The organism is Pseudomonas sp. NPDC088885, assembly GCF_044750025.1.
Taxonomy (GTDB): Bacteria; Pseudomonadota; Gammaproteobacteria; order Pseudomonadales; family Pseudomonadaceae; genus Aquipseudomonas; species Aquipseudomonas rustica.
The window spans coordinates 1-16,662 of sequence record NZ_JBIVJB010000021.1 but is presented as its reverse complement, the minus strand read 5'-3'; the positions used below and the strand labels follow the sequence as shown (position 1 = coordinate 16,662).

Genomic DNA, 16,662 nt, shown 5'->3' with positions numbered 1-16,662 from the left:
CTCGGTTTTTCAGGTCGATGTAACTTGAACGACACCGCGGTCTGCCCCTCTCCCTCCGGGAGAGGGCTGGGGTGAGGGTCGCTTTTGACCTTAACTGTGCAGGCGCACCCAAACCGTCACCAACACCGTGGCCGCCATCAACCAAGCCACCGCCGCCACCGCCAACGACGCCTCCAGCCGCATCCGGTCTACCATCACATAGAGCGTCGCCAGATAGACGAAGTACGGAATGATCGACCACATCCCGAACACGATCGTGGTCTTCAAATCCTCGATCGAACGTCCCTTGCCGACGATGTAATGCGCAATCAGCGCAAACGTCGGAAACAGCGGCACCAATCCGGCGATGTAGTAATTTTTGGTCTTCGACAGCGCCGCGATGATCAGCACCACCGCTGCGCCCAACAGCGCTTTGAAAAACAGATCCACGTCGTTCTCGCTTAATGGCTCAGGCCGTATTTTTTTACTTTGTCGAACAGTGTGGTCTTGGCCATGCCCAGCTCAAGACTCGCCTGAGTCAGGTTACCGCCGCTGCGCTGCAATGCATCGCTGAGCAGGTTGCGTTCGAAGGCTTCCACCGCTTCGGCAAAGCCCAGGCCTTGTCCGCCGCTGTTGGCACCGGACTTTTTGAACGCCGGCAGGCCGAGAGCAAAGCGCTCAGCGACGTTGCGCAATTCACGCACGTTGCCCGGCCAGTCGTGGCTCATCAGGTTCGACAAGGTCTGGTTGTCCAGTTCCGGCAACGCGCGGTCGAAGCGCAGGGCCGATTGCTGAGTGAAGTGTTCGAACAGTTGCAAAATGTCTTCGCGGCGCTCGCGCAGGGGCGGCAATTCCAGCGTCACCACGTTGAGGCGGTAGTACAAATCGCTGCGGAATTCGCCAGCCTTGCTCGACTCGTCGAGGTCGGATTTGGTCGCTGCGATCACTCGGCAATCTACTGCCACGCTCTGGTTCGATCCGAGGCGTTCTAGGGTGCGTTCCTGCAACACGCGCAGCAGTTTGATCTGTAACGGCAGCGGCATGCTTTCCACTTCATCGAGGAACAGCGTGCCACCGTCGGCGTGTTCGATCTTGCCGATGCGCCGTTTGCCGGCACCGGTGAAGGCGTTGGCCTCGTGGCCGAAGATCTCACTTTCGAAGAGGTTTTCCGGCAGACCGCCGCAGTTCAGCGCGACGAACTGTTTGCTGTGGCGCCGACTGAAATCGTGCAGGCAACGGGCGACCAGTTCTTTACCGGTGCCGGTTTCGCCTTCGATCAACACGTTGGCCGAGGTGTCGGCGACGTTGGCGATCAGTTCGCGCAGGTTCTGCATGGCCGGCGAGCGACCGATGATGCGTCCTTCGAGCGAATCACGTTCGGCCAGTTGCCGACGCAGCGACGACACTTCGCGAGCGAGGCTGCGTTGCTCGAGCGCACGTCGCGCAACATCGACCAGACGTTCCGGCGAGAACGGTTTTTCCATGAAATCGTAGGCGCCTTTCTGCATCGCGCCGACGGCCATGGAGATGTCGCCATGCCCGGTGATCAACACCACTGGCAGGCTACGGTCGCGCTGCTTGAGGCGCGTGAGCAGTTCGAGGCCATCGATGCCCGGCAGGCGAATGTCGCTGATGACGATGCCGGCAAAATTGTCGCCGACCCGCTCCAGCGCTTCTTCGGCACTGCCGACGCCGACGCAGGGAATGTCTTCCAGCGTCAGCGCTTGTTGGCAGCCGAGCAGCACATGGGGGTCGTCTTCGACGATCAGCACACTGAGTTCTTGGTTCATATTGGCTCGGCGGGAGTAGGGCTTACCAACGGTAAACTGAGGACGAAAGTGGTTCCGCCGCCGCCCGGGTGTTCGACACCCAGATGACCGCCGGTGGCAGCGGCGAGGCTGGCGGAAAGCGTCAGGCCCAGACCCAGGCCTTGTTCGCCGGGTTTGGTAGTGAAGAACGGCTCGAACAGATGCTTGCGCGCCTCGGCGTCGATGCCGTGACCGTTGTCGCGCACGCGCAGGCGATATTTGCCGTTGAATTCTTCGCCCTCCAGCCACAGTTCGGGCTGCGGTTGCGCCTGCATCGCATCGAGGGCGTTGCCGACCAGATTGACCAGGATCTGTTCGAGGCGAGTCTGGTCGATCTGCACTTGCACGTCGATGAACTGCCGATGGATTTGCAGCGCCGCATGCTCAACGCGCGCACCGAGCAATTGCAGTGCGGCGTCCACGGCTTTGCCGAGACTGGCCTGACCCTGATTGTCACCCCGACGGGCGAACGAACGCAGGCTCGCGGTGATTCGGCCCATGCGGTCGATCAAGTCGTTGATGGTCTTGAGGTTGGTGCTGGCGACGTCGAGCTGACCGCGTTCCAGAAAACGCACGGTGTTGCCCGAGAGCGTGCGCATCGCGGCCAGTGGCTGATTCAATTCGTGGGCAATGCTGGTCGACATCTGGCCGATGGCCGCGAGTTTGCCGGCCTGCACCAGTTCATCCTGCGCGCGGCGCAAGGTCTCTTCGGCCTGACGGCGTTCGCGGATCTGACTCTTCAAGCGCTCGTTGCTGGCGCGCAGGTCGGTGGTGCGTTCGGTAATCCGACGCTCCAGTTGATTATTGGCTTCCTGCAAGGCTTCGCGGGCGGCGAGGCGGGTGGCGATGACCTTGCGTCGCTCGTTCCAGGCGATCAGCAGGAAGGCGACCAGTGCGAACGCCACGGCGACGAGAATGCCTTGGTTGATCGCCTCGCGTCGCAAGTCCTGCAGCGGCGTGAGCAGGGTGAAATTCCACGGCGTGTCGCTTAGCGGCCGAGTCTGCGCCAGGTAGCTGATGTCGTCCTCGCCTGACTGCACTTCGCTGTTGGCCGGGAAGGTGAGTTTCTCCACACCTTCGGCCAATGTTTCGCGGGCCAGCGGTTGCAATTCGTTGAGCGGGAACCAGTAGTACTGCAGGCTGCGGGCGAGTTTTTCTTTGGTTTGCTCGCTCAGCGGAATCACTGATTTGAGCCGGCGTGCCGGATCGCTGGAAAGAATGATGATGCCGTTTTCATCGCTGACAAACGCTTCGAGACGCGCGCGCTGCCAGCGTTCTTCCATGGCTTCCAGACGCACTTTGACCACGGCGACGCCGATGATCTTGCCGTGCTCTTCGAGGCCGTGGGCGAGGTAGTAACCGGGTTCGCCGTTGGTGCTGCCGATGCCGTAGAAACGCCCGGGCTCACCGCGCACGGCTTTCTGGAAATAGGCACGGAAGGACAGGTCTTCACCGAGGTAACTGTCGACATCGCGCCAGTTGCTGGTGGCCATGACGCGGCCGGTGGTGTCCATGACGTAGATGGCCCGACTGCGACTGCGTCGGTTCAGGCCTTCAAGGTAAGCATTGACCGTTTGCCGGTGTTCCGGGGTCGGGTCGGCCAGCAGCCGCGACACACTGGTTTCGAGTTCCAGCAGGCTGGGCAGGTAGGTGTATTTGCTGATCTCGCTTTCGACCGCGCGGGCGTTCAGTTCGAGCTGGCGCTGGCCGTTTTCGCTGAGGTTGCGAATGCCAAAGTGCTCACTGACCCAGAACCCGGCGTAACCCAACCCGACCATCAAAATGATGATCAGCGGCGGCAGGAACAAATGACGAATCAGACGGGGCTTCACGGCAAGTGATGGCGGCGCGGCGCGATAGAGATTGGGGTCGCATTTCATCACAGATGCCTTGGGTCAACCACAACACTTGTTTGTGAATCACCGCTGGTTTGGAGGTGGACTCTGTGGCGAGGGGATTTATCCCCGTTGGGTTGCGAAGCAGCCCCAAAACCATCAATGCGGTTTAACTGAAAGACCGCATGCACAGGTTTTACGACTGCTGCGCAGCCGGACGGGGATAAATCCCCTCGCCACAGGGGATCTCATTGTCAGGCAGCCCGCACCCCACAGACAGGGTGCGGGTGTGTTGCTTTTAGTGCTGCAGGATTTTCTCGAGGAAGTGCTGCGCGCGTTCGGAGCGGGCCTTGATGTCGCCGAAGAATTCCTCTTTCGGGCAGTCTTCGATGATCTTGCCGGCGTCCATGAAGATCACGCGATCGGCCACTTTGCGCGCAAAACCCATTTCGTGGGTCACGCACATCATGGTCATGCCTTCATGAGCCAGTTGCACCATCACGTCGAGCACTTCGTTAACCATCTCAGGGTCGAGCGCCGAGGTCGGTTCGTCGAACAGCATGACGATCGGATCCATCGCCAGCGCACGGGCAATTGCCACACGCTGTTGCTGACCACCGGACAGTTGCCCCGGATGCTTGTGCGCGTGCGCCGACAAACCCACGCGCTCGAGCAGTTGCAGACCTTTTTTGGTCGCCTCTTCCTTGCTGCGGCCCAACACTTTGATCTGCGCGATGGTCAGGTTTTCGGTGATGGTCAGGTGCGGAAACAGTTCGAAATGCTGGAACACCATGCCGACGCGCGAACGCAGTTTCGGCAGGTTGGTCTTCGGATCGGCAATCGACGTACCGTCAACCACGACGTCGCCTTTCTGGAACGGCTCCAGCGCGTTGACGCATTTGATCAGGGTCGATTTACCCGAACCGGACGGGCCGCAGACCACGATCACTTCGCCTTTTTTGACCTCGGTGCTGCAATCCGTCAGTACCTGGAAGTCCCCATACCACTTGTTGATGTTCTTGATAGAGATCATACGGCGAACCTTTTTTGCAGACGCTTGACCAGCAGCGAGGCGGAAAAGCTGATGATGAAGTAGACGACACCGGCGAAGATCAGGAACTCGTTGGAACGGCCAATGATGTCGCCGCTGGAGCGGGCGGAGTTGAGGAAGTCCACCAGACCCACGGTGTAAACCAGCGAGGTGTCCTGGAACAGGATGATCGACTGTTGCAGCAGCAACGGCGTCATCTTGCGGAACGCCTGAGGCAGGATGATCAGACGCATGGTCTGGCCATAGGTCATGCCCATCGCCTGTGCAGCGGCCATCTGACCTTTGGGGATCGACTGCACACCGGCGCGGACGATTTCGCAGAAGTACGCGGCTTCGAACATCATGAAGGCGACGACGCAGGAGGTGAACGCGCCAATCGGTGTGTCTTCACCGGTGATCCAGCGCAGCACGAACGGCACCGCCAGATAGAACCAGGTGATCACCAGCAGCAGCGGGATCGAACGGAAGTAGTTCACATAAGCGCCGGCCACGCGTGACAACAGTTTGCTCGACGACAGGCGCATCAGCGCCAGGATGGTACCGAGCACGATGCCGCCGACGACGCCCATGACCATCAACTGCAAGGTCATCACCATGCCGTTCCACAGGCCCGGGATAGCGGGGATGATGCCGCTGAAATCGAAGTCCATTATTTGCCCCCCACGGAGATCAGGCCAGGCACCGCGACTTTCTTCTCGACCACGCGCATCAGCAGCATCAGGCTCATGTTCAGGGTGAAGTAGATCAGCGTGGCCAGGGTGAAGGCTTCAAACAGGTTGGCCGAAAATTCGGCGGTCTGTTTGGTTTGTGCCAGCAATTCCATCAAACCGATCAAGGACGCCACAGAGGAGTTCTTGAAGACGTTGAGGAATTCCGAGGTAAGCGGCGGAATGATGATGCGGTAGGCCTGGGGCAGCAGCACGTTCCAGTAGATCTGCGGCAGCTTGAAACCCATGGCACGCGCGGCGGATTCCTGGCCGCGTGGCAGCGCCTGAATGCCGGTACGCACTTGCTCGCAAACACGCGCAGCGGTGAACAAGCCCAGGCACACGACAACGCTCAGGTAAGCCGAGGTGGTCGGGTTGAGGTCTTGTTTGTACCAGTCCTGCAGGTTTTGCGGCAGCAGATCGGGCACCAGGAAGTACCAGATGAACAGCTGAACCAGTAGCGGCACGTTACGAAACAGTTCCACGTAGCAGGTCGCGATGCCCGATACGATGCGGTTTGGCACAGTGCGCATGACCCCCAGAATGGAGCCCAGCAGCAAGGCGATGATCCATGCCACGATGGCAATGGCAATGGTCCAGCCCAAACCAGTGACGTACCAGTCGAGATAAGTCTCGCTGCCGACGCCGGTGGACTTGAAGAACACGCCCCAGTCCCAGTTGTAATTCATTAGGGTCTCCCCTCGAGATCGATCGATGTACAAGCACCCGCTCGGGGAAAATCCTTTCCCGTCCGACGTTGAACGCCGGGCACACGCGATCGGCTCGAAAACCGCCAGGTCGAGTGTTCCACAGTACAGCCAGCAGGTAGTAACAGACGCCTGAGGGAGAGTGGCTCCCTCAGGAGATAAGGTTAGTCAGGAATCAGATTTTTACGTCAGGCGCCGGCTTGTCGCTCGGGGTGGCGATCAGACCTTTTACCTTGTCGCTCATCGGGAAGTTGAGGTTCAGGCCTTTTGGTGGGATCGGGCTCTCGAACCATTTGCTGTAGATCTTGTTGATCTCGCCAGACTTGTACAGCGCAACGATGGCGTCATCGACGGCTTTCTTGAAGGCCGGGTCGTCTTTACGAACCATGCACGCATAGGCTTCGAAGGACTGTGGAGTACCGGTGATGATCCAGTCGTTCGGCTTCTTGGCCTTGGCTTCTTCGCCGGCCAGCAGAGCGTCGTCCATCATGAAGGCAACGGCGCGACCGCTTTCCAGCATGTTGAAGGATTCGCCGTGGTCTTTGGCGGAGATGATGTTCATGCCCATCTGCTTGTCGGCGTTCATCGCTTTGATGATGCGCTCGGACGTGGTGCCAGCGGTGGTCACGACGTTTTTGCCTTTGAGGTCGGCGAAGTCAGCGTAGGACGGCTTGCCATCCTTGTCTTTCTTGACCAGCAGACGCGTGCCGATTTCGAAGATGTTGACGGTGAAGTCGACTTGCTGAGCGCGTTCGGCGTTGTTGGTGGTCGAGCCGCACTCGATATCCGCGGTGCCGTTCTGGATCAGCGGGATACGGGTTTGCGAGGTCACCAGGTTGTATTTGACCTGCAGATCGGGCTTGTTCAGGTCTTTTTTCAGGGCTTCAACGATAGCCACCTGAATGTCGTGGGAGTAGCCCACTGGTTTGCCGGAAGCATCTGCAATGTAGGAAAACGGAATGGAGCTGTCGCGGTGAGCGAGCGTGATGGTGCCCGAATCGTTGATTTTCTTCAGGGTGCCGGTGAGTTCGGCGGCGAAAACTGGCGTGCTGATCAGAGCGGCAGCAATGGCTGCGCCCAGGATATGGGGAACGATGCGCATCAAATTTTCCTCGACATTGTTTTTTTTATGGAGCCAGTTCGTCGGCCCTTTTGTGCTTCGAATGCCTGACGGCTCCTGAAGTGTTGGCACAACAGGCATTCGTCGAGAGAGTGTAGAGCATGACTCGTGCCAGACCAGTGACGAATGGATAAGTAGATGATTTATAGAGAGATTAAAGTTTTATGGCGGATTTTTTTGTATGGGTAGATCCGGTTAACCGAATTGACCGAGGAGTCTCGTTCGGAAAACCGAACGGTAAAGAGCCCCTCACCCTAGCCCTCTCCCGGAGGGAGAGGGGACTGACCGGGTTGTTTGAGCTAACTACGGCGACTTGGGAAACCGAGCCGAACGCAGATTTGGAACCCCGCAGAGATCGGCTCCCTTCCCCCTCTACCCCCTGGGGGAGAGGGCTGGGGTGAGGGGGAAAAGATCTAACTGACTCAATGAAATTCAATAAAACCCACAAAACAAAAAGCCCCTGAACCTTACGATTCAGGGGCTTTTTGTTTAACCAATGTTCAAATCACGCCGCTTCAATCTTGCTACGGTTCTGCTCAACCTTACCCAGATACGCCGCAAGCTTCTCCTGCTCCGCCGGAGTGGTAAACAACCCCAGCTTGCTACGACGCCACAGAATGTCGTGCGCCGTGGTCGCCCACTCTTCGCTGCACAGGTAATCGACTTCACGGGTGTAGAGCCCGCCGCCAATGTGTTCGCCCATGTCGGCGAGGGTTTCAACGCCTTCGAGCATGCGCCAGGTGCGGCTGCCGTACGTGGTCGACCAGCGACGCGCGATCTCGCTCGGCACAAAGTCGTACTTGTCACGAATCAGCGCGCTCAAGGCTTGCGGCGTGGTCATGTCTTCGCCGCCGGGCAGGGTGGCGGTGGCCGTCCAGCTCGGGCGCATCTGGGTGAAGAACGGCATCAGTTGCGCCATCGCCGATTCGGCGAGTTTGCGGTAGGTGGTCAGCTTGCCGCCGAACACCGACAGCAGCGGCGCTTCTTCAGTGCTGCCGGACAGCGCCAAGGTGTAATCGCGAGTGACCGCCGACGGGTTGTCGGATTCGTCGTTGCACAGTGGGCGCACGCCCGAGTAGCTGTGCTGGATGTCTTCGCGGCTGACTTGTTTCTTGAAGTGTGCGTTGACCACTTTCAGCAGGTAATCGGTTTCGCCTTCGGTGATGGCGACCTTCGCCGGATCGCCAGTGTATTCACGGTCGGTGGTGCCGATCAGGGTGAAGTGGTTGTTCAAGTACGGAATGGTGAAAACGATGCGCTGATCTTCGTTTTGCAGAATGTGCGCGTGATCGCCTTCGTACAGTTTCGGCACGATGATATGGCTGCCTTGAATCAGACGGATGCCGTACGGCGATTCCATCTTCAGATCGTCACGAATGAACTTGGCAACCCACGGGCCGGCGGCGTTCACCAGCGCTTTGGCGGTGATCGAAAACAGGCTGCCGTCGGCGCGTTCCAGGTTCAGGTGCCACAAACCTTTGGCGCGCCGGGCGCTGACGCAACGGGTCTGGGTGTGTACGTGGGCGCCTTTTTCGCGGGCGGCCATGGCGTTGAGTACCACGAGGCGGGCGTCGTCGACCCAGCAATCGGAGTATTCGAAGCCTTTCTTGATTTCGCTTTTCAGCGCGCTGTCGGCGCCGAACTTGAGGCTTTTCGAACCTGGCAGTTTTTCGCGCTTGCCGAGGTTGTCATACAGGAACAGGCCGGCACGAATCATCCACGCCGGACGCAGGTGCGGACGGTGCGGCAGCACGAAGCGCATTGGCTTGACGATGTGCGGGGCTTTGGCCAGCAGCACTTCGCGCTCGGCCAGTGCTTCGCGCACCAGGCGGAATTCGTAATGTTCGAGGTAGCGCAGGCCACCGTGGATCAGCTTGCTGCTGGCCGACGAAGTGTGGCTGGCGAGGTCGTCCTTTTCGCAAAGGAACACCGAGAGACCGCGACCGGCGGCATCCGCTGCGATCCCCACCCCATTGATCCCGCCGCCGATAACGGCGAGGTCGTAGATCTCGGAGATAGGGGGCGTACGCAAGGTAGATGTGGACATCGGCTGGCCTCAGGCTCTTTTGATTTTCTATATTGGAAATCGAACATGAATGTTCATTTGCGAAAATGGTAGCCGATAAAGACGCGCACAGCCAGTCGACTTCGATTGAAAAAACTCATCGAAGGGAGGGGAAAGGAAAATTTTCGAACATGGGAGGCGCTTAATGGCGCGAGAGGTGTGTTGTTTGAGTGATCGCTTTCGCGAGCAGGCTCGCTCCCACAGTTTGAAATGCATTCCAGTGTGGGAGCGAGCCTGCTCGCGAAGGCGTCGGTACAGCCAATGAAGATAAGAAGGGTTAAACGACTTCCAGGCGAATCTTGTGCTGACTTAACAACTGCGCCAACGCCGGCACAGGCTGCTGATCGGTCACCAAACAATCAATCAGACTGATCGGCCCAAGACGAATCATCGCATTACGCCCGAACTTGCTCGAGTCCGCCGCCAGAATCACCTGCCGCGCATTGGCAATGATCGCCTGCGAAACCCGCACTTCCTGATAATCAAAGTCCAGCAAACTGCCGTCTTCATCAATCCCGCTAATCCCGACCAGCGCGAAATCAACCTTGAATTGATTGATGAAATCCACACTCGCCTGACCGACCAAACCGCCGTCACGACGGACATTGCCACCGGTCAGCAGCACATCGAAATCATCCTTGGCACTGAGCATCGACGCCACGTGCAAGTTATTGGTGATGATCTTCAGATGGTTGTGATTGAGCAGGGCACGGGCAATCGACTCGGTGGTAGTGCCGATGTTGATGAACAGCGAGGCGTGATCGGGGATCTGTGCGGCGATGGCTTCACCGATGCGTTGTTTTTCATCGCGCATTTGATCGGCGCGCATCGCATAGGCTGTGTTTTCAACACTGGAATCGTAGGCCGCGCCGCCATGGTAGCGACGGAGCAGATTGGCTTCCGCGAGCTGATTGATGTCGCGGCGGATGGTTTGCGGGGTAACAACGAACAGCGTGGCCATTTCCTCGATGCTCACATAGCCGCGTTCGCGAACCAGCTCGAGGATTTGCTGCTGACGGGGAGGCAGATTCATGGGGCTTCCTTTGGGCTGCCGTGCAAAATTTGCCCATGATGCCGCAGGAATCTCCTCCCTACCAGTTACAAGCCTTTACAAGTACTCAGGTTGGCTTATTCAGCGTCTTCACGCGCCCAGTCACGGGTGCGGCTGACGGCTTTTTTCCAGCCTTTGTACAGCTTCTCTTTCTCGACTTCGTCCAGGCTCGGTTCGAACTCGCGCTCGATCACCGCTTTGCCGCGCAGCTCTTCCAGGCTGCCCCAGAAACCGCACGCCAGACCAGCCAGATACGCCGCACCGAGTGCCGTGGTTTCGCGCATTTGCGGGCGCTCGACCTGAGTGCCGAGGATGTCGGCCTGGAATTGCATGAGGAAGTTGTTCGCCACCGCACCGCCGTCCACGCGCAGGGCTTTGAGGCGTTCGCCGGAGTCCTGTTGCATGGCGTCGAGCACGTCGCGGGTCTGGTAGGCGATCGATTCCAGCGCGGCGCGGATGATGTGATCCACGCGAACGCCGCGCGTCAGGCCGAACAGTGCGCCACGGGCGTACGGATCCCAGTAAGGAGCGCCCAGGCCGGTGAAGGCTGGCACCAGGTACACGCCGTTGCTGTCCTTCACTTTATTGGCGAAGTATTCGGTGTCGTGGGCGTCGTTGATGATTTTCAGCTCATCACGCAGCCACTGCACGGTCGAACCGCCGTTGAATACCGCGCCTTCCAGGGCGTAAGCCACTTCGCCGCGCGGGCCGCAAGCGATGGTGGTGAGCATGCCGTGCTGCGATTTCACCGCTTTGTCGCCGGTGTTCATCAGCAGGAAGCAGCCGGTGCCGTAGGTGTTTTTCGCCTGACCTGGTTCTACGCACATTTGACCGAACAGCGCCGCTTGCTGGTCGCCGGCGATACCGCCGATGGCGATGCCGCTCTTGGTGTGGCCGTAGATTTCCGATGACGCTTTAACTTCCGGAAGCATCTCGCGCGGGATGTCGAGGATCTCCAGCATCTTCGCGTCCCACTCCAGCGAGTGAATGTTGAAGAGCATGGTGCGCGAGGCGTTGGTGTAGTCGGTGACGTGCACCTTGCCGCCAGTGAATTTCCAGATCAGCCAGCTATCGACGGTGCCGAACAGCAGCTCGCCGTTGCGCGCACGCTCGCGGCTGCCTTCGACGTTATCGAGGATCCACTTCAGTTTGGTGCCGGAGAAGTACGGGTCGGTGACCAGACCGGTGGTGTCGCTGATGTATTGCTCGTGGCCATCGCGCTTGAGCTGCTGGCAGATTTCGGTGCTGCGGCGGCACTGCCAGACGATGGCGTTGTAGACCGGGCGACCGGTGGTCTTGTCCCAGACCACGGTGGTTTCACGCTGGTTGGTGATGCCGATAGCCGCGACCTGGTCGTGGTGCAGACCGGCCTGTGCCAGCGCTTCAACCATCACCGCACTTTGGGTGGCGAAGATTTCCATCGGATCGTGTTCGACCCAACCGGCTTGCGGGTAATGCTGAGCGAATTCGCGCTGCGCGGTGCAGACCACGTTCGCGTCGCGGTCAAAAATGATCGCGCGAGAGCTGGTCGTACCCTGATCGAGGGCAATGATGTAGTTCTTATTCTGAATGTCGGTCATGTCGATTGCCTTGGACGAAATAAGGGTGATTGGGCCGTGGCGCAGGCTCGGATGGGCAGGAGCCTGCGCCGACTGTTTCAAGAAGTTCTTGGTTTGCCGTCAATGGCCGGTTCTGCATCCTTTGTAGCAGGTGTGGCGCCGGTCAGGTGACGGGCGATGAGCCCGCGATACCCGGCAGCGCCGAGGCAGGCACCGACAATCGGTGCAAAAATCGGAATCAGGAAGTACGGAATATCGCGGCCGCCAGTGAAGGAAATTTCACCCCAGCCAGCGAAGAAAGTCATCAGTTTCGGACCGAAGTCACGCGCCGGGTTCATCGCAAAACCGGTCAGCGGGCCCATCGAGCTGCCGATCACCGCGATCAGCAAGCCGATCAGCAGCGGCGCCATCGGGCCTCTTGGCAGACCATTGTTGTCGTCGGTCAAGGCCATGATCACGCCCATCAGGATCGCGGTGATGATCATCTCGACCAGGAATGCCTGGGCGGTGGACAGCACTGGATTCGGGAACGTCGAGAACACCGAGGCCAGCTCAAGGCTGGCGGCGGACCCGCGAACCATTTGGTGAGTTTGTTCGTAATCGAAGAATAGATTGCTGTACAGCGTGTAAACCAACAGCGCGCCGCAGAAGGCGCCGGCGATCTGCGCAAGAATATAGAAGGGCAGTTTGCGCTTTTCGAAATCGGCGAAGATTGCCAGGGCGATGCTGACGGCCGGGTTCAGGTGCGCGCCGGAAACCCCGGCCGTGAGGTAGATCGCCATGCTCACGCCGACGCCCCAGATGATGCTGATTTCCCACAGGCCGAAGCTGGCGCCCGCGACTTTGAGCGCGGCGACACAGCCAGTGCCAAAAAAGATCAGAAGTGCAGTACCCAGAAATTCGGCCATGCATTGGCTCGAAAGCGATGGTTGCTGTAAAGCAGTTGTCATTGAAAACCTCAATTTTTGTTGTTGTCTGGCGCGATTGCCGACAGGGCAAGGCGCGATTTTCACCGGGTCGGAATCCCCATTCGTTTCCCGGTTTACTGCTGAGTGCTGCAATGATGATAATTCTTACATTATTCAGATTCGAAAAAATATAGACAAGAAACAAACCTGTCAAAGGTCGAAAGTGAACCGTCAGTCACAATAGAACTATCAGTCACATGAATGACTCGCTGGGTGACCGCTTTCGTAGCGTTTTGAATTACCTGCAAAGCCGCGTAATTCGGGGCCGGGATAGAGCCTTTTACGGCTCGATGTCCTAGAATCCGGCGCAGGATTTTCTGCCATTGCCGAGCCTGGAGCTGCCATGACCCCTGCGTTGGACTTGTTGAAAAAAGTTCGTGCCGAACATCGCGTGCACAGTTACGAACATGATCCGAAGGCCGCGTCCTACGGGCTGGAGGCTGCGGAAAAACTGGCGCTCGAGCCAGCGCAGGTGTTCAAAACCTTGCTGGCGGCGAGTGAAAAAGGTGAGCTGCTGGTGGCCGTAGTGCCGGTCGTCGGAAGCCTCGACCTCAAAGGTCTGGCGCAGGCGGCGGGGGTGAAAAAAGTCGAGATGGCTGATCCGGCAGCGGCGCAGCGATCAACCGGTTATTTGTTGGGCGGTATCAGTCCGTTGGGGCAGAAAAAGCGTCTGCGCACCTTCATCGATAATTCGGCTCAGGCGTTTGCGACTATTTATGTCAGCGCCGGCCGGCGTGGGCTGGAAGTCGAATTGGCACCCGCCGTGCTCGCAGAACACACCCAGGCCAAATTCGCCGACATCGGTCGTGCGTAATGTTGGCTGATTCTGTATGAAGAAAATTGGCCGGTTCTGTCGCTGGCGCTGATCCGGCATGCGCTGCATGCTCTGCCGACTGACTTAAGGAGAAGGTTATGCAGCTCGAGTTTCATCAGGTTGACGCATTCAGTGAGCGGCCGTTCAGTGGCAACCCGGCGATGGTTTATCGGCTGGAGGCGTGGCTCGCCGATGATTTGATGCAAAAGATCGCGGGTGAACACAACCTGGCGGAAACCGCGTTTCTGGTGCGTGAAGGTTCGGCCTGGCATATCCGTTGGTTTACTCCTACTACTGAAGTGCCGTTGTGCGGCCATGCGACGCTGGCCAGCGCTTATGTGTTGTTCGAGATCTACAAGGAAACGGCCGAGCGTATCGACTTCACCTGCAAGTCCGGGCCGTTGAGCGTGACGCGGGCAGATGGGCTTTTGTGGCTGGATTTCCCCTCGATCGTGCCGTCAGAGATTGGCGTGACCCTGGATGTCGAGCGGGCGCTGGGCGTTGAAGCGGTTGATGTGCTCGGCTCGAACGAACTGTTTGTGGTGCTGGAGTCGGAGCAGGCCGTACTCGATTGCAAGCCGGACATGGTCGCGCTGGCCAAACTGCCGTGGCTCGGTGCAATCGTCACCGCGCGGGGCAATCAGCACGATTTTGTCTCGCGCTATTTCGCCCCGGCGATTGGCATCAATGAAGACCCGGTGACCGGGTCGACGCACTGCAGCTTGATTCCGTATTGGTCAAAACGTCTGGGCAAATCGAGCCTGACCGCGTGTCAGCGCTCGGCGCGGGGCGGGGAGTTGTTTTGTCGGCTGGAAGGTGAACGGGTGAAGATTGGCGGGCATGCAACGCTCGTCGCGAGCGGCACCCTGTTATTGGGATGAGTCCGAACCCCTTGTAGGAGTGAAACTTTGTGGCGAGGGGATTTATCCCCGATGGGCTGCGTAGCAGCCCCAAAACCATTGCATGCGGAGCAACAGATGCTCCGCGCTGGCAGGATTAAGGGCCGCTTCGCGCCCCATCGGGGATAAATCCCCTCGCCACAAAAGCCACCCACATTTCGATTCGGTGTTGGATCAGAGGGCGGTGTTGTAGCGGCGGACGCCGTTCTCAACTGCCGGGATCTGCGCAGCGGTGCTGCCGGAGGCCTGGAACAGCACCAAGTGTTCAGCCGCAACACGAATTCCCACTTCCGCGCCAACCTGATGATCCGCATGGCTCGGGAAAATCGATTCCAGCTGCGCACCCGTCGGCAGTTGCAGGCGATACAAGGTCGAAGCCCCGAGGAACGTCTTGCCGACAATCCGCGCTTTCAACGAACTGTCCGGTGCATAAACAATGTCATCCGGACGCAGCAACACATCCACCGCCCCGCCAATCGGCCAGGTATAAGCCCGATTGCCGCGCAGTTCGCCCAATTCAGTCTGCACCGATTCCGGGCTACCAAGCTGACCGCGAATGAAGTAACCCTGACCGATAAAACTCGCCACAAATGGCGTCGCCGGTTCGTGATACAGGTTGTACGGCGTGTCCCACTGTTCCAGGCGACCTTCTTTAAACACGCCAACGTGATCGCTGACGGCAAAGGCTTCTTCCTGATCGTGGGTGACCAGAATCGCGCTGGTGCCACGGGCCTTGAGAATGTCGCGCACCTCATGGCTGAGCTTGCGGCGCAGCTCGCCATCGAGGTTGGAGAACGGCTCATCGAGCAGTAGCAATTGTGGCTCCGGCGCCAACGCACGGGCGAGGGCGACACGTTGTTGCTGACCACCGGATAGCTCGTGCGGGAAACGCTTGCCGAGATTTTTCAGGTTGACCAGTTCCAGCAGCTCTTCGGTGACGCGCTCCTTGTTCGGATGCTTGCGGATACCAAATGCGATGTTGTCGGCGACGCTCAGGTGTGGAAACAGCGCGTAGTCCTGGAACACCATGCCGATCCGGCGCTTCTCCGGCGCCAAGGTGAAACCGGCGCTGGAAATGGTCTCGCCGCCAAGGGTGATTTCGCCCTCGTGCACCGGTTCAAAACCGGCGATGGCGCGCAGGGTGGTGGTCTTGCCGCAGCCGGACGAGCCGAGCAGGCAGCCGATGTCACCGGCGTTGAGGTGCAGATTGAGGTTCTGCACCACGCGTTGATCTTGATAGCCGCAAGCGAGATTGCGCAGGTTCAGCAGTAATTCATGGCTCATGCGTGGTGATATGCCGGTTCAACGAGGAACTCGAGCAGGGCCTTCTGTGCGTGGAGACGGTTTTCTGCCTGATCCCAGGCGACGGAGCGCGGGTCATCAAGCAGGTCGAGACTGATTTCTTCGCCACGGTGCGCCGGCAGGCAATGCATGAACAACACGTCCTCGGCAGCGAGGTCGAGCAGGGCACGGTTGACCTGAAACGGCGCGAACAACTTGAGGCGCTTGGCAGTTTCCTCTTCCTGACCCATCGAAGTCCAGACGTCGGTGCTCACCAGATGCGCGCCGCGCACGGCGTCTTGTGGATCACGGACGATGGTCACGCGATCGCCGGCCTTGGCGACGAATTCCGGGTTCGGCTCGTAACCTTCCGGGCACGCGACGCGCAACTGGAAGTCGAACTGAATCGCCGCTTCTATATAGCTGTTGCACATGTTGTTGCCGTCGCCGATCCAGGCCACGGTTTTGCCCTGGATCGAACCGCGATGTTCGAGGAACGTCTGCATGTCGGCCAGCAACTGGCACGGGTGCAGGTCATCGGACAGGCCGTTGATCACCGGCACGCGCGAGTTGGCGGCGAATTCGGTCAGGGTGCTGTGGGCAAAGGTACGGATCATCACCGCATCGAGCATGCTCGACATGACGATGGCGCAGTCACCGATCGGCTCGCCACGGCCCAGTTGGGTGTCGCGCGGCGAGAGGAAGATCGCCTGACCGCCGAGCTGGATCATGCCGGCCTCGAAGGAGATCCGGGTGCGGGTCGAGGATTTCTCGAAGATCATGCCCAGCACGCGGTTTTTCAGAGGCTCGAACAGTAC

Annotated in this window: 15 protein-coding genes; 2 read left to right on the top strand and 13 right to left on the bottom strand. The window is 58.9% G+C overall.

What is annotated here, in order from left to right:
• Window positions 1–90 precede the first annotated feature (90 nt).
• The 11 genes from ACIP1X_RS11890 to ACIP1X_RS11840 all read right to left on the bottom strand — a co-directional run bounded on the left by ACIP1X_RS11890 (window position 91) and on the right by ACIP1X_RS11840 (window position 12,832).
• On the bottom strand, window positions 91–429 hold the full coding sequence (locus ACIP1X_RS11890; RefSeq protein WP_008079444.1) for a GlpM family protein: 339 nt from the start codon (window positions 427–429) through the stop codon (window positions 91–93).
• A gap of 11 nt (window positions 430–440) precedes the next feature.
• Entirely contained in the window at window positions 441–1,769 is a 1,329-nt protein-coding gene (locus ACIP1X_RS11885; protein ID WP_053123444.1) for a sigma-54 dependent transcriptional regulator, read from the bottom strand.
• A complete protein-coding gene (locus ACIP1X_RS11880) occupies window positions 1,766–3,667 on the bottom strand; it encodes an ATP-binding protein (RefSeq protein WP_400752216.1) in 1,902 nt (633 codons plus the stop codon). The genes ACIP1X_RS11885 and ACIP1X_RS11880 overlap by 4 nt, the downstream gene beginning before the upstream one ends.
• A 253-nt stretch (window positions 3,668–3,920) precedes the next feature.
• The gene (locus tag ACIP1X_RS11875; RefSeq protein ID WP_053123439.1) at window positions 3,921–4,655 is read right to left on the bottom strand and encodes an amino acid ABC transporter ATP-binding protein; all 735 of its coding nucleotides are present in this window, start codon (window positions 4,653–4,655) and stop codon (window positions 3,921–3,923) included.
• Window positions 4,652–5,323, bottom strand: coding sequence for an amino acid ABC transporter permease (locus ACIP1X_RS11870; protein WP_003227756.1), 672 nt, complete (start codon window positions 5,321–5,323; stop codon window positions 4,652–4,654). The genes ACIP1X_RS11875 and ACIP1X_RS11870 overlap by 4 nt, the downstream gene beginning before the upstream one ends.
• The gene (locus ACIP1X_RS11865; protein WP_053123437.1) at window positions 5,323–6,069 is read right to left on the bottom strand and encodes an amino acid ABC transporter permease; all 747 of its coding nucleotides are present in this window, start codon (window positions 6,067–6,069) and stop codon (window positions 5,323–5,325) included. The genes ACIP1X_RS11870 and ACIP1X_RS11865 overlap by 1 nt, the downstream gene beginning before the upstream one ends.
• A gap of 193 nt (window positions 6,070–6,262) precedes the next feature.
• Entirely contained in the window at window positions 6,263–7,189 is a 927-nt protein-coding gene (locus tag ACIP1X_RS11860) for a glutamate/aspartate ABC transporter substrate-binding protein (protein WP_400752214.1), read from the bottom strand.
• Between the two features lie 523 nt (window positions 7,190–7,712).
• Window positions 7,713–9,254 (bottom strand): glycerol-3-phosphate dehydrogenase, encoded by a 1,542-nt coding sequence (gene glpD / locus ACIP1X_RS11855; protein ID WP_400752211.1) that lies wholly within the window; start codon window positions 9,252–9,254, stop codon window positions 7,713–7,715.
• Between the two features lie 295 nt (window positions 9,255–9,549).
• A complete protein-coding gene (locus ACIP1X_RS11850; protein ID WP_400752208.1) occupies window positions 9,550–10,305 on the bottom strand; it encodes a DeoR family transcriptional regulator in 756 nt (251 codons plus the stop codon).
• 95 nt (window positions 10,306–10,400) lie between these two features.
• Window positions 10,401–11,903: a glycerol kinase GlpK gene (glpK, locus tag ACIP1X_RS11845; protein WP_212546291.1), complete on the bottom strand. Its 1,503-nt coding sequence runs from the start codon at window positions 11,901–11,903 to the stop codon at window positions 10,401–10,403.
• Window positions 11,904–11,980: 77 nt separating this feature from the next.
• The gene (locus ACIP1X_RS11840) at window positions 11,981–12,832 is read right to left on the bottom strand and encodes an MIP/aquaporin family protein (protein ID WP_053123429.1); all 852 of its coding nucleotides are present in this window, start codon (window positions 12,830–12,832) and stop codon (window positions 11,981–11,983) included.
• A gap of 361 nt (window positions 12,833–13,193) precedes the next feature.
• Between ACIP1X_RS11840 and ybaK the strand changes: the two genes are divergently transcribed.
• Together ybaK and ACIP1X_RS11830 are read left to right on the top strand one after the other, a co-directional pair.
• Window positions 13,194–13,664: a Cys-tRNA(Pro) deacylase gene (gene ybaK / locus ACIP1X_RS11835; RefSeq protein WP_053123427.1), complete on the top strand. Its 471-nt coding sequence runs from the start codon at window positions 13,194–13,196 to the stop codon at window positions 13,662–13,664.
• Window positions 13,665–13,762: 98 nt separating this feature from the next.
• Window positions 13,763–14,545, top strand: a complete 783-nt coding sequence (locus tag ACIP1X_RS11830) for a PhzF family phenazine biosynthesis protein (RefSeq protein WP_400752204.1) — start codon at window positions 13,763–13,765, stop codon at window positions 14,543–14,545.
• A gap of 192 nt (window positions 14,546–14,737) precedes the next feature.
• Here ACIP1X_RS11830 and ACIP1X_RS11825 read toward each other — a convergent pair whose 3' ends face one another.
• Window positions 14,738–15,847, bottom strand: a complete 1,110-nt coding sequence (locus tag ACIP1X_RS11825; RefSeq protein ID WP_212548824.1) for an ABC transporter ATP-binding protein — start codon at window positions 15,845–15,847, stop codon at window positions 14,738–14,740.
• Window positions 15,844–16,662: ornithine carbamoyltransferase (argF, locus tag ACIP1X_RS11820; protein ID WP_400752201.1), on the bottom strand; the 819-nt coding region annotated here is incomplete at its 5' end. The genes argF and ACIP1X_RS11825, both read right to left, overlap by 4 nt.

Excerpts from the sequence above, each read along its gene's own strand:
- ACIP1X_RS11885 (WP_053123444.1), bottom strand. The coding sequence starts at position 1,769 with ATGAACCAAGAACTCAGTGTGCTGATCGTCGAAGACGACCCCCATGTG.
- ACIP1X_RS11880 (WP_400752216.1), bottom strand. The coding sequence starts at position 3,667 with ATGAAATGCGACCCCAATCTCTATCGCGCCGCGCCGCCATCACTTGCC.
- ACIP1X_RS11875 (WP_053123439.1), bottom strand. The coding sequence starts at position 4,655 with ATGATCTCTATCAAGAACATCAACAAGTGGTATGGGGACTTCCAGGTA.
- ACIP1X_RS11870 (WP_003227756.1), bottom strand. The coding sequence starts at position 5,323 with ATGGACTTCGATTTCAGCGGCATCATCCCCGCTATCCCGGGCCTGTGG.
- ACIP1X_RS11865 (WP_053123437.1), bottom strand. The coding sequence starts at position 6,069 with ATGAATTACAACTGGGACTGGGGCGTGTTCTTCAAGTCCACCGGCGTC.
- ACIP1X_RS11860 (WP_400752214.1), bottom strand. The coding sequence starts at position 7,189 with ATGCGCATCGTTCCCCATATCCTGGGCGCAGCCATTGCTGCCGCTCTG.
- glpD (WP_400752211.1), bottom strand. The coding sequence starts at position 9,254 with ATGTCCACATCTACCTTGCGTACGCCCCCTATCTCCGAGATCTACGAC.
- ACIP1X_RS11850 (WP_400752208.1), bottom strand. The coding sequence starts at position 10,305 with ATGAATCTGCCTCCCCGTCAGCAGCAAATCCTCGAGCTGGTTCGCGAA.
- glpK (WP_212546291.1), bottom strand. The coding sequence starts at position 11,903 with ATGACCGACATTCAGAATAAGAACTACATCATTGCCCTCGATCAGGGT.
- ACIP1X_RS11840 (WP_053123429.1), bottom strand. The coding sequence starts at position 12,832 with ATGACAACTGCTTTACAGCAACCATCGCTTTCGAGCCAATGCATGGCC.
- ybaK (WP_053123427.1), top strand. The coding sequence starts at position 13,194 with ATGACCCCTGCGTTGGACTTGTTGAAAAAAGTTCGTGCCGAACATCGC.
- ACIP1X_RS11830 (WP_400752204.1), top strand. The coding sequence starts at position 13,763 with ATGCAGCTCGAGTTTCATCAGGTTGACGCATTCAGTGAGCGGCCGTTC.
- ACIP1X_RS11825 (WP_212548824.1), bottom strand. The coding sequence starts at position 15,847 with ATGAGCCATGAATTACTGCTGAACCTGCGCAATCTCGCTTGCGGCTAT.